Genomic DNA, 11,162 nt, shown 5'->3' with positions numbered 1-11,162 from the left:
AGCTCGCCACCTAAATTCACTTACAAAAGTTGCACTTCAGAGTTGAATCCGCCTCAATAAAAAAGCCGGACTAGTCCGGCTTTTTTATTGATTATTTATTTTTATTACTTTGTTTCAACTTCAACAAGCTGGGATTCCGACGGCCGATCTAGCAACTCTATCAACGCCATTGGCGCATTGTCCCCTTTGCGAAAACCAAATTTCAAAATACGTGAATAACCTCCATTGCGAGTTGCATAACGTGGGCCGAGCTCATCGAACAATTTAGTTACCATTTCGCGGTCGCGCAGCCGCGCAAATGCCAAGCGGCGGTTAGCCAAACTAGGATTCTTACCCAGAGTCAAGATCGGCTCAGCTACACGACGTAGTTCCTTTGCCTTAGGCAGCGTGGTCTTTATAACCTCATGACGCAGCAAAGAAGCTATCATATTGCGCAGCATTGCCAAACGATGACTGCTGGTACGATTAAGTTTTCTTAGTCCTAAACGGTGACGCATAATTATCCTTTCTTACTTCTCAATAGTCACTGGCCAATTTTCCAATTTCATTCCCAATGATAGACCATGCTCAGCCAGCACCTGCTTAATTTCGTTCAAAGATTTACGGCCCAAGTTAGGGGTACGTAGCAAATCATTTTCAGTGTTCTGAATTAAATCCCCAACATAATGAATACTTTGTGCCTTAAGACAATTGGATGAACGCGGAGTCAGCTCCAAATCGTCTACTGGGCGCAACAACATCGGATCAACCTTAGGAGTTTGTGGTTTCTCAACAGGCGCTGGCGTGCCTTCCAATGCAGCAAATACTGAAAACTGTTCAACTAATATACGGGCCGCATAACGAATAGCTTCTTCAGGATCAATGGCACCATTAGTTTCAATTTCCATTATCAGCTTGTCCAAATCAGTACGCTGCTCTACACGCGCACTTTCAACCGCATAGCTTACACGGCTCACTGGGCTAAAAGATGCATCAAGAGCGATATGCCCAACTGCGCGATTTTCAATTGGTGCCTGACGCGCAATGGCTGATACGTAGCCCCGACCTTGCTCGACCTTAATTTCCATGTCTATCTTGCCGCCCGCAGTCAGGTGGGCGATGACGTGAGAAGGATTAATCACCTCAGTGTCAGCATCGACGATGATATCACCTGCCGTCACCACGCCCACACCTTCTTTCTTAAGAGTCAGCATCGCTACATTAGTATTATGAAGCTTAAGCACTACTCCCTTTAAGTTAAGCAAGATTTCTACTACATCTTCCTGCACGCCATCAATAGAGGAGTATTCATGTAGCACGCTAGCAATCTTGACCTCGGTGGGAGCATAGCCCGGCATGGAAGACAATAGTATGCGGCGCAGGGCATTGCCAAGTGTATGCCCGTAGCCACGTTCAAAAGGCTCCATCACAATTTTAGCCTGCATGCTGGAAACTCTTTGCACTTCGATAATGCGGGGTTTCAGAAAATCATTGTTATGCATAACCGACTCCGCATGAATTACTTGGAATACAACTCGACAATAAGATGCTCGTTAATAGAAGCAGGCAACTCTGAACGTTGAGGCTTAGACTTATATGTACCCTTCATAGCCTTAGTATCAACCTCAACCCATTCTGGGAAACCGCGTTGCTCGGCTGCCTGCAATGCCGCTTTAACGCGCAACTGCATCTTGGCGTTGTCTGCTATCTCGACCACATCACCGGTACGAACCTGATAGGACGGAATATTGACACGCTTGCCATTCACCAAGATACCATTGTGGCGGACTACTTGACGTGCTTCAGAACGTGATGCACCGAAACCCATGCGGTAGGACACATTATCTAGGCGTGATTCCAGCAACTGCAATAAATTTTCACCTGTGATGCCGCGCTGTATTTCTGCAGAGCGATAGGTCAAACGAAACTGGTGCTCGAGCATGCCATAAATACGACGAACTTTTTGTTTTTCGCGCAACTGGCCGCCGTAATCAGACAGACGGGTATTTTTCTTTTGCCCGTGCTGGCCTGGTGGATAAGCACGACGCTCAACCCCACATTTGTCGGTAAAACATTTTTCGCCCTTCAGAAACAGTTTTTCGCCTTCACGACGGCACTGACGGCACTTTGGATCAAGATTTCTAGCCAAGGCTATCTCCTAAGATTAGATACGACGCTTTTTTGGCGGACGGCAACCATTGTGCGGAACTGGCGTAATGTCAGAAATGCTGGTGATTTTAAAACCTGCCGCATTTAAAGCGCGCACTGCCGATTCACGACCAGGGCCGGGACCTTTTATGCGCACCTCAAGGTTCTTTACGCCACATTCTTGGGCTGCTTTACTGGCAGTCTCACCAGCAATTTGCGCTGCAAACGGCGTGCTTTTACGCGAGCCTTTAAAACCATTGCTGCCACTAGTAGACCAAGCCAAGGCATTCCCTTGACGGTCGGTAATTGTCACAATAGTATTGTTAAAAGAAGCATGCACATGGGCGATACCCTCGGCTACGTTCTTTTTGACTTTCTTGCGCACTCGCGTGTTTGTTTTAGCCATGCTCAAATCCTCTCGAAAATTACTTCTTGGCGCCAGCAACAGACTTGCGCGGACCCTTGCGAGTGCGAGCATTAGTGCGTGTCCGCTGTCCTCGCACTGGCAAACCACGGCGATGACGCAAACCGCGATAACAACCCAGGTCCATCAACCTCTTTATATTCATCGAGATTTCTCGACGTAAATCACCTTCCACCGTAAATTTGGCGACCTCATCGCGCAACTTATCCATTTCCGCATCAGCGAGATCTTTTATTTTGGTGGCGGCATTTACTCCGACAGCGGCGCAAATTTTACGCGCCCGAGTGTTACCGACACCATAGATCGCGGTCAAAGCGATTACAGTGTGTTGGTGATTTGGAATGTTTACCCCTGCAATACGAGCCATGCAACTACCCTATCGTTTAAAAAGGCATTAAAAAATTACCACTTGAGAGAGAGGCTTGCCTCACCCTCACTTAGCCCTGGCGTTGCTTGTGGCGTGCATCACTACTACAGATCACGCGTACCACCCCTTTACGCCGTACAATTTTACAATTACGACAAACTTTTTTTACCGATGCTTGCACTTTCATTTCTATCTCCTCAGTACTTATACGCAACAACTACTTGGCGCGAAACGTAATGCGCCCTTTGGTCAAGTCATAAGGTGTCAGTTCAACTGTAACCTTATCTCCAGGCAAAATACGAATATAGTGCATACGCATCTTACCGGATATATGACCCAACACAATATGACCATTTTCAAGTTTCACACGAAATGTTGCATTGGGAAGAGATTCTACAACCTCCCCCTGCATTTGCATCGCATCTTCCTTGGCCATCAGCGAATCAATCCACCCTTAAAATTTGCCTTCTTTAACAAGCTTTCATACTGATGCGTCATCAGATAGGATTGAACTTGTGCCATAAAATCCATAGTCACCACCACCATAATTAACAACGAGGTACCGCCAAAGTAGAATGGCACGTTCCACTTTACAACCAGAAACTCCGGCAACAAGCATACCAGCGTCACATACACCGCGCCAACCAAAGTCAAGCGCAGCATAATGTTTTCAATGTATCGTGCAGTCAGATCGCCCGGACGAATCCCAGGCAAAAAAGCTCCACTTTTCTTGAGATTCTCTGCCGTTTCTTTTGGATTGAAGACCAGTGCAGTATAAAAAAAACAGAAGAAAATGATTGCCGCCGCATACAGCATTACATATATCGGCTGACCAGGCGACAGCATATCACTGATATCCTTCAACCAAGTCAATCCTTGACCGCTAGCAGACCAGCCAGCTAAAGTCGCCGGGAATAAAATAATGCTTGAGGCAAAAATCGGCGGAATCACGCCAGCCATATTCACCTTCAATGGCAAATGCGAACTTTGACCGCCATAAACTTTATTTCCCACCTGTCGCTTGGCGTAATTGACGAGAATTTTTCTCTGACCGCGCTCAACAAAAACAACCAACGCAGTTATTCCAATCGAACCAAATAGCAACAATAACACAAGCGGTATGGAGAACGCACCGGTACGCGCTAGCTCCAGGGTACTACCAATTGCGTTAGGCAATCCAGCAGCAATACCAGCAAAAATAATCAGAGATATACCATTTCCCAAGCCACGCTCAGTAATTTGTTCCCCCAACCACATTAAAAACATTGTGCCAGATAACAAGGTAATTACCGTAGTCATCTGAAACATCATCCCTGGATGCAACACCAACCCAGCTTGTGATTGCAGTGCCACAGACATGCCAAAAGCTTGGAAAAGAGCTAGCGCCAATGTGCCATAGCGAGTGTACTGAGTAATCTTACGACGCCCCGCCTCGCCCTCTTTCTTCAACTGTTCCAGATGCGGCACTGCATGTGTGGCCAGCTGCATGATAATGGAAGCGGATATGTATGGCATGATACCCAGCGCAAGAATCGTAAAGCGCGAGAGAGCACCGCCAGAAAACATATTAAACATGCCTAAAATGCCGCTCTTTTGCGAATTGAACAAATCGGCCAGCACCACAGGGTCTATACCCGGCACCGGTATATGCGCTCCTATACGGTAAACTACCAATGCACCCAACAAAAACCATAAACGGCGGCCAAGATCGCCATATTTTCCATTATTTAAACGCTTTTTAGCCACCGCATTCACAGAGCCCACCATTACTCTGCAATGCTACCGCCAGCAGCTTGAACTGCAGCACGCGCACCTTTGGTAAGTAACAAACCTTGTAATTTCACAGAACGCTTGATCTCGCCAGACATCACTACCTTAGCGACCAGTGCTGCAGCAGGCACAACACCAGCTTGCTTCAATGCCAACAAATCAATAACGTCAACTGCCATTTTTTCCAAGTCGGATAAGCGGACTTGAGCGCTGTCATAACGAGTCAAAGAAATAAAACCACGCTTAGGTAAACGACGTTGCAGCGGCATCTGACCACCTTCAAAACCAACCTTATGAAAACCACCAGAACGCGATTTTTGACCTTTATGACCACGGCCACAAGTTTTGCCCAGGCCACAACCAATACCACGTCCAACGCGACGCTTAACGTGAGTAGAACCTTCTGCGGGTTTAATTTTATTGAGTTGCATTTATGCCTCGCACTTAACCAAGTAATAAACCTTATTAATCATGCCCCGTACAGCTGGCGTATCTTCCACTATGACGGTATGATTCAGACGGCGCAGACCTAGTCCGCGCACACACGCACGATGCGATTCTTTGGTACCGATCACGCTTTTAACCAGAGTTACGTGAAGCTTTCCCGCTGTTACTTTTACTTTCTGTTGAGACTGTTCCATTACCTTACCCCTGAATTTCTTCTATGCTCATACCACGCTTGGCAGCAATTTCAGACGGAGAATTGATAGCCTGCAGCCCATTCAGAGTTGCGCGCACTACGTTGTATGGGTTACTCGAACCAATACATTTAGCCAATACGTTATGCACACCTACTGCCTCGAACACAGCACGCATTGCGCCACCAGCAATAATTCCAGTCCCTTCTGATGCAGGCTGCATGTACACCTTTGCAGCGCCGTGACGGCCAATCACCGTATGATGCAGAGTGCCTTTATTTAAATTAACATTTATCATTTTTCGACGTGCCTCTTCCATCGATTTTTGCACGGCAACCGGCACCTCTTTAGATTTTCCCTTGCCCATACCAATACGACCATCACCATCTCCAACCACAGTTAGCGCGGCAAATCCCATAATGCGACCCCCCTTCACCACCTTGGTTACACGATTGATCGAAATCATCTTCTCGATAAGACCATCACCACGATCTTCCGATTGTTGCATTCTACCCTGCGCTTTAGCCATCATTCACCTCAAGTTAAAACTTCAAGCCATGCTCACGTGCCGCAGCAGCAAGAGCCTTTACGCGACCGTGATATTTATAGCCAGAACGGTCGAAAGCAACTTCGGCAATACCAGCGCTTCTGGCTTTTTCAGCAATACGCTTTCCCACCAGCATGGCCGCAGCGATATTGCCCCCATTAGCAAACTCTTTTCGTACCTCCGCCTCTAAAGTGGAAGCACTCGCTAACACTTTGCTGCCGCAAGCAGAAATAACCTGAGCGTAAATGTGCAGATTGCTGCGACGTATCGCCAAACGAATCGACTTTTGACCAGCTATTTTGGCACGCGTTTTACGAGCCCTGCGCTGACGCGCATCATTCTTGATAAACATTATCCGCCTCAATTATTTTTTCTTAGTTTCTTTCAACTTCACCACCTCTTCGGCATAACGAACCCCCTTACCCTTGTAGGGCTCAGGTTCACGGAACGCGCGAATCTCAGCGGCGACTTGACCGACCTGTTGTTTATTTGTGCTCTTTAATACAACTTCAGTTTGAGTCGGCGTCGAAACTGTCACACCAACAGGGACCTTATAAACCACAGGGTGGGAAAAACCAAGAGTCAGATTAAGAGTATCACCAGTAGCTTGAGCACGATAACCAACGCCAACCAAGGTCAGTTTGCGCTCGAAACCCTTGGTCACACCTTGTACCATATTAGCAATCAGTGCACGTATAGTGCCAGACATAGCATCCGCTTTCGCAGATTCATTACTAGCTTTACACAGCAACTCCTCGCCCTCACGCTGCACAACAACATCGTTGCTCAGCACTTGTTTCATTGTTCCCAACGGGCCTTTAACAGAAACCTCATTGGGAATCAGTGTCACTTCGACACCAGCAGGCAAAGCTATAGGATTTTTAGCGACTCTAGACATAATTACCCCGTTACGCGACTATACACAACACTTCGCCACCAATTCCGTTTGCACGTGCTTTGCGGTCAGTCATCAACCCTTTTGAGGTAGACACAATGGCAATACCCAAGCCGTTCATGACGTTAGGTATATCATCGCAACCTTTGTACATGCGCAGACCAGGACGACTTACTCGCTGAATCTTTTCAATCACCGGTCGTCCTGCATAATATTTCAGGCCAATTTCCAACGTAGGCTTACCACCTACGCCAGAAACATTATACCCTTCTACATAACCCTCATCCTGCAGCACTTGGGCAATCGCCACCTTTAGCTTGGAAGAAGGCATCTTTACATTTATTTTTTCCGCCATCTGAGCATTTCTAATTCGCGTCAGCATATCGGAGATCGGGTCACTCATACTCATAGATTCACTCCTACCAGCTTGCCTTGATTACACCAGGGACCTCGCCGCGCATTACAAATTCGCGCAACTTGATACGACCCAGACCAAACTTGCTGAAAACACCACGCGGACGTCCAGTTAGCGAGCAACGATTACGCAAGCGCACAGGACTAGCGTTTCGCGGAAGAGCCTGCAGCTTCTGGCGCGCAACATGACGATCCTCATCACTTAATTTAGCGTTAATGATTGTTGCCAACAGCTCAGAACGCTTAATGGAGTATTTTTTTACAATGTCGCGACGTTTTTGTTCGCGATTAATGACAGCTGCTTTAGCCATTTTGCCCTCAGTTCTTCAACGGAAATTTGAAAGCCAAGAGAAGCGCACGCGCCTCATCATCGGTCTTCGCACTAGTAGTAATAGTAATATTCATGCCACGCAATGCATCAATTTTGTCATACTCAATCTCCGGGAAGATGATCTGCTCCTTGATACCCATATTGTAATTGCCACGACCATCGAAAGCTTTCCCTGAAATACCACGAAAATCGCGTATACGTGGGATAGCCACTGTTACCAAGCGATCCAGGAACTCATACATGCGTGCTTTACGCAAGGTAACCTTGCACCCGACAGGATAGTTTTCACGAATCTTAAAACCTGCAATAGACTTCTTGGATTTAGTCACCACCGGCTTTTGACCAGCAATTTTCTGCATATCGCCAACAGCATGCTCCATTACTTTCTTGTCTGCGACCGCCTCACCCACACCCATATTTAGAGTGATCTTTTCTATGCGCGGCACTTCCATTATGGACTTGTAGCCAAACTGCTTCATCAGCTCTGGAGCTACCGTAGCTTTGTAAAAATCATATAGACGAGCCATGCCATTCCCCCTTTACGCGCCAATCACTTCGCCACTTGACTTAAAGACGCGCATTTTGCGACCATCTTCTAGCACTTTAATACCCACACGATCAGCCTTTTTTGACGTCGCGTTGTAAATAGCAACATTTGAGGCATGGATCGATATCTCCATGGCCACGATACCACCCGCCAATCCCTTTACGGGATTGGGCTTTTGATGTTTTTTAACCATATTAACGCCACTTACCAGCAAACGATCACCAAGCACACGCAGCACACTGCCACGACTACCTCTGTCTTTTCCAGCAATGACAATCACATCATCATTTTTTTTAATCTTGCGCATGACTCTTCCTTAGGCTGCGTTATATCGTCACTTACAATAATTCCCGCCGTTTACAGAACCTCAGGGGCGAGTGACACAATTTTCATGAATCGCTCAGTACGCAATTCACGCGTAACCGGGCCAAAGATTCGAGTACCGATCGGCTCAAGCTTCGCATTCAGCAGAACCGCGGCATTACCATCAAACTTTATCAAAGATCCATCTGGACGACGCACACCCTTTGCAGTACGCACCACCACGGCACTGTATACCTCACCCTTCTTCACGCGGGAACGTGGTGCAGCATCTCTTATGCTAACCTTAATTACATCCCCAATGGCCGCATATCGACACTTGGAACCACCCAGCACTTTGATGCACATAACAGAACGTGCGCCAGTATTGTCGGCTACGCTCAAAACAGATTGCATTTGTATCATAATTTATACTCCAACTTTATCCGCATGACGGCGGCCAGTCTTGGAACCCGTTCGGGTTAGGTCGCCGCAACCAAAGCAGCAATGAAACGAAGCTTTACAGTATATGCAAGATTACCAAATAACACAAGCATAAAATGCAATTAAAATTGCTCATTTAGCTATAAAATAAATTAAACCGCTTGAGATTTTTCGACCAGCTTGGTCACACGCCAACTCTTGGTTTTAGCCAGTGGACGGCATTCTTCTATAGCAACTAAATCACCCTGATGAAACTCATTTTTTTCATCATGCGCGTGGTATTTTTTCGATACACGCAATACCTTGCCCAGCAGCGAGTGCTTAATCTTGCGCTCAACCAGTACGGTAACCGTTTTGTCCATCTTATCGCTTACAACCATGCCAGTCAGTGTTCGTTTTAAATTTGTTGTACTCATTGTTGAGCACCCTTTTCAGTCAATATGGTTTTCACGCGAGCAATGTCACGACGCATCTTGAGAAGCTGGCTATTATTACTCAACTGCTGTGTTGCCACCTGCATACGCAAGCCGAACTGCGCTTTGGTCAAGGATAGCAACTCTTGATCTAGATCCGTTATGGATTTCACTCTTAACTCTTTTGCTTTCATTATTATGCCCCTACCTGTCTAATTACAAACGTCGTGGCAATAGGCAACTTAGCAGAAGCCAAACGGAACGCTTCACGCGCTATTATCTCGTCAACGCCATCCATTTCATACAGCATTTTGCCAGGCTGAATTTCAGCAACATAATACTCCGGATTACCCTTTCCATTACCCATACGCACTTCAGCAGGCTTTTGCGAAATCGGCTTGTCAGGAAAAATTCGAATCCAAATACGTCCACCACGCTTAATATGGCGCGTCATGGCGCGCCGCGCTGCCTCTATCTGGCGTGCCGTTAGGCGACCACGGGCAATGGCCTTGAGACCAAATTCACCAAAGCTAACCTTATTGCCTCGTGTCGCAATGCCGGTATTACGCCCCTTTTGCTCCTTGCGATATTTTCTTCTAGCTGGCTGTAGCATGTTTTGCCCCCGACTTTCTTACTCTTTTTTCAGGTTCAGATGCTATCGGCACGGATACTTCTTCCACTCCAGTATGATCACCCTTGTAAACCCAAACCTTTACGCCAATAATGCCATAAGTAGTTTTAGCCTCAGCGGTGCCATAATCAATATTAGCACGCAGAGTATGCAATGGCACACGCCCTTCGCGATACCACTTAGTTCGCGCAATTTCGATTCCATTAAGGCGGCCAGCACTCATAATCTTGATGCCCTGAGCACCCAGACGCATCGCATTCTGCATAGCCCGTTTCATGGCACGACGGAACATGATGCGCTTTTCCAACTGCGAGGTAATGCTTTCCGCAATCAGCTGAGCATCAATTTCGGGCTTACGCACTTCCTCAATGTTTAGTGCGACATCGGGCAACCCCATGCGTTTTCTCAGTTCAGCCCGCAGGGCTTCAATATCTTCACCCTTCTTGCCGATCACTACACCAGGCCGAGCAGTATAAATTGTAATTTTAGCATTCTTGGCCGGCCGTTCAATGACGATCTTGGATACACCCGCACCGAAAAGTTTTTTCTTTAGGTAATCACGTACTTCAATATCCTTAAGAAGCATTCCGGCAAAATTCTTGCTGTTAGCGTACCACTTTGAAGTCCAGTTTTTCTGAACGCTCAATCGGAAACCGATTGGATGAATTTTCTGTCCCATATCTGCTTTAGCTCCCGACGATAATCGTAATGTGACAGGTCTGCTTTTCGATGCTATTGCCTCGTCCCTTGGCGCGAGCCGACGTCCTCTTCAGCGAGGCTCCTTTATCTACATAGATAGTAGCGACCTTTAGATCGTCAATGTCAGCACCATCATTGTGCTCAGCATTAGCGATTGCAGACTCCAAGCCCTTTTTAATAATCGCAGCAGCCTTTTTTGGACTAAAAGCTAGTGTATTTAAGGCCTTATTAACTGGCAAGCCACGAATCTGATCAGCCACCAAACGGCCCTTCTGAGCCGACAGGCGAACACCCTTTACTACTGAGATTGTGTTCATCATGCCTCCTTATTTTTTCTTGACCACTGCTTTTTTGTCAGCAGCGTGCCCTTTGAAAGTGCGGGTCAACGAGAATTCACCAAGCTTGTGTCCCACCATGTTCTCGGAGATATACACAGGAATATGCTGCTTGCCGTTATGCACAGCAATGGTCAAACCGACAAATTCAGGCAAGACCGTAGACCGACGTGACCAAGTTTTCACCGGTCGCTTATCACTGCTGGCGCGAACAGCTTCAATTTTTTTTACTAAGTAAGCGTCGACGAATGGACCTTTTTTAATGGAACGTGCCATATTT

At 46.8% G+C, this 11,162-nt stretch carries 24 protein-coding genes; all 24 read right to left on the bottom strand.

Annotated elements, in window-relative coordinates:
• Positions 1 to 104: 104 nt before the first annotated feature.
• The 24 genes from rplQ to rpsS all read right to left on the bottom strand — a co-directional run bounded on the left by rplQ (position 105) and on the right by rpsS (position 11,158).
• Positions 105 to 497 (bottom strand): 50S ribosomal protein L17, encoded by a 393-nt coding sequence (gene rplQ / locus MJ768_RS06985; RefSeq protein WP_239289416.1) that lies wholly within the window; start codon positions 495 to 497, stop codon positions 105 to 107.
• Positions 498 to 509: 12 nt separating this feature from the next.
• Positions 510 to 1,481 (bottom strand): DNA-directed RNA polymerase subunit alpha, encoded by a 972-nt coding sequence (locus MJ768_RS06980; RefSeq protein WP_239289414.1) that lies wholly within the window; start codon positions 1,479 to 1,481, stop codon positions 510 to 512.
• Positions 1,482 to 1,498: 17 nt separating this feature from the next.
• Entirely contained in the window at positions 1,499 to 2,128 is a 630-nt protein-coding gene (rpsD, locus tag MJ768_RS06975) for a 30S ribosomal protein S4 (protein WP_239289412.1), read from the bottom strand.
• 15 nt (positions 2,129 to 2,143) lie between these two features.
• Positions 2,144 to 2,533, bottom strand: coding sequence for a 30S ribosomal protein S11 (rpsK, locus tag MJ768_RS06970; protein ID WP_173054608.1), 390 nt, complete (start codon positions 2,531 to 2,533; stop codon positions 2,144 to 2,146).
• A gap of 19 nt (positions 2,534 to 2,552) precedes the next feature.
• Complete coding sequence (rpsM, locus tag MJ768_RS06965; protein WP_239289403.1) at positions 2,553 to 2,918, bottom strand: 30S ribosomal protein S13; 366 nt, start codon at positions 2,916 to 2,918, stop codon at positions 2,553 to 2,555.
• 70 nt (positions 2,919 to 2,988) lie between these two features.
• A complete protein-coding gene (gene rpmJ / locus MJ768_RS06960) occupies positions 2,989 to 3,105 on the bottom strand; it encodes a 50S ribosomal protein L36 (protein ID WP_239289393.1) in 117 nt (38 codons plus the stop codon).
• Positions 3,106 to 3,135: 30 nt separating this feature from the next.
• Positions 3,136 to 3,354: a translation initiation factor IF-1 gene (gene infA / locus MJ768_RS06955; RefSeq protein WP_173054602.1), complete on the bottom strand. Its 219-nt coding sequence runs from the start codon at positions 3,352 to 3,354 to the stop codon at positions 3,136 to 3,138.
• The gene (gene secY, locus MJ768_RS06950; protein WP_239289383.1) at positions 3,354 to 4,685 is read right to left on the bottom strand and encodes a preprotein translocase subunit SecY; all 1,332 of its coding nucleotides are present in this window, start codon (positions 4,683 to 4,685) and stop codon (positions 3,354 to 3,356) included. The genes infA and secY overlap by 1 nt, the downstream gene beginning before the upstream one ends.
• On the bottom strand, positions 4,685 to 5,119 hold the full coding sequence (gene rplO / locus MJ768_RS06945) for a 50S ribosomal protein L15 (protein ID WP_239289381.1): 435 nt from the start codon (positions 5,117 to 5,119) through the stop codon (positions 4,685 to 4,687). Before rplO ends, secY begins: the two co-directional genes overlap by 1 nt.
• Positions 5,120 to 5,329, bottom strand: a complete 210-nt coding sequence (rpmD, locus tag MJ768_RS06940; RefSeq protein WP_239289379.1) for a 50S ribosomal protein L30 — start codon at positions 5,327 to 5,329, stop codon at positions 5,120 to 5,122. It abuts the gene before it with no gap.
• Positions 5,330 to 5,333: 4 nt separating this feature from the next.
• Complete coding sequence (gene rpsE / locus MJ768_RS06935) at positions 5,334 to 5,834, bottom strand: 30S ribosomal protein S5 (protein ID WP_445082529.1); 501 nt, start codon at positions 5,832 to 5,834, stop codon at positions 5,334 to 5,336.
• Between the two features lie 34 nt (positions 5,835 to 5,868).
• Entirely contained in the window at positions 5,869 to 6,225 is a 357-nt protein-coding gene (gene rplR, locus MJ768_RS06930) for a 50S ribosomal protein L18 (protein WP_239289377.1), read from the bottom strand.
• Positions 6,226 to 6,237: 12 nt separating this feature from the next.
• Entirely contained in the window at positions 6,238 to 6,771 is a 534-nt protein-coding gene (gene rplF / locus MJ768_RS06925; RefSeq protein WP_239289375.1) for a 50S ribosomal protein L6, read from the bottom strand.
• 10 nt (positions 6,772 to 6,781) lie between these two features.
• Positions 6,782 to 7,177 (bottom strand): 30S ribosomal protein S8, encoded by a 396-nt coding sequence (rpsH, locus tag MJ768_RS06920; protein WP_239289373.1) that lies wholly within the window; start codon positions 7,175 to 7,177, stop codon positions 6,782 to 6,784.
• Between the two features lie 10 nt (positions 7,178 to 7,187).
• Positions 7,188 to 7,493 carry a 30S ribosomal protein S14 gene (rpsN, locus tag MJ768_RS06915; RefSeq protein WP_239289371.1) on the bottom strand — a complete coding sequence of 102 codons (306 nt, stop codon included), beginning with the start codon at positions 7,491 to 7,493 and terminating at the stop codon, positions 7,188 to 7,190.
• A gap of 7 nt (positions 7,494 to 7,500) precedes the next feature.
• Positions 7,501 to 8,040 (bottom strand): 50S ribosomal protein L5, encoded by a 540-nt coding sequence (rplE, locus tag MJ768_RS06910; RefSeq protein ID WP_239289361.1) that lies wholly within the window; start codon positions 8,038 to 8,040, stop codon positions 7,501 to 7,503.
• 12 nt (positions 8,041 to 8,052) lie between these two features.
• Positions 8,053 to 8,367 carry a 50S ribosomal protein L24 gene (rplX, locus tag MJ768_RS06905; RefSeq protein ID WP_239289352.1) on the bottom strand — a complete coding sequence of 105 codons (315 nt, stop codon included), beginning with the start codon at positions 8,365 to 8,367 and terminating at the stop codon, positions 8,053 to 8,055.
• 50 nt (positions 8,368 to 8,417) lie between these two features.
• Entirely contained in the window at positions 8,418 to 8,786 is a 369-nt protein-coding gene (rplN, locus tag MJ768_RS06900; RefSeq protein ID WP_239289350.1) for a 50S ribosomal protein L14, read from the bottom strand.
• A 170-nt stretch (positions 8,787 to 8,956) separates the two neighbouring features.
• On the bottom strand, positions 8,957 to 9,220 hold the full coding sequence (gene rpsQ / locus MJ768_RS06895) for a 30S ribosomal protein S17 (RefSeq protein ID WP_239289348.1): 264 nt from the start codon (positions 9,218 to 9,220) through the stop codon (positions 8,957 to 8,959).
• Positions 9,217 to 9,411, bottom strand: coding sequence for a 50S ribosomal protein L29 (rpmC, locus tag MJ768_RS06890; RefSeq protein ID WP_239289337.1), 195 nt, complete (start codon positions 9,409 to 9,411; stop codon positions 9,217 to 9,219). The genes rpsQ and rpmC overlap by 4 nt, the downstream gene beginning before the upstream one ends.
• 2 nt (positions 9,412 to 9,413) lie before the next feature.
• Positions 9,414 to 9,830, bottom strand: a complete 417-nt coding sequence (gene rplP / locus MJ768_RS06885; RefSeq protein WP_239289335.1) for a 50S ribosomal protein L16 — start codon at positions 9,828 to 9,830, stop codon at positions 9,414 to 9,416.
• Positions 9,814 to 10,527, bottom strand: coding sequence for a 30S ribosomal protein S3 (rpsC, locus tag MJ768_RS06880; protein WP_239289324.1), 714 nt, complete (start codon positions 10,525 to 10,527; stop codon positions 9,814 to 9,816). Before rpsC ends, rplP begins: the two co-directional genes overlap by 17 nt.
• 7 nt (positions 10,528 to 10,534) lie before the next feature.
• Complete coding sequence (gene rplV, locus MJ768_RS06875) at positions 10,535 to 10,864, bottom strand: 50S ribosomal protein L22 (protein ID WP_239289433.1); 330 nt, start codon at positions 10,862 to 10,864, stop codon at positions 10,535 to 10,537.
• A 9-nt stretch (positions 10,865 to 10,873) separates the two neighbouring features.
• Positions 10,874 to 11,158 (bottom strand): 30S ribosomal protein S19, encoded by a 285-nt coding sequence (gene rpsS, locus MJ768_RS06870; protein ID WP_239289322.1) that lies wholly within the window; start codon positions 11,156 to 11,158, stop codon positions 10,874 to 10,876.
• Positions 11,159 to 11,162 lie beyond the last annotated feature (4 nt).

The organism is Candidatus Nitrotoga sp. 1052 (assembly GCF_927312905.1).
GTDB lineage: Bacteria > Pseudomonadota > Gammaproteobacteria > Burkholderiales > Gallionellaceae > Nitrotoga.
Note: the sequence above shows the minus strand (reverse complement) of the source record. Positions and strands in the feature narration are given on the sequence as shown.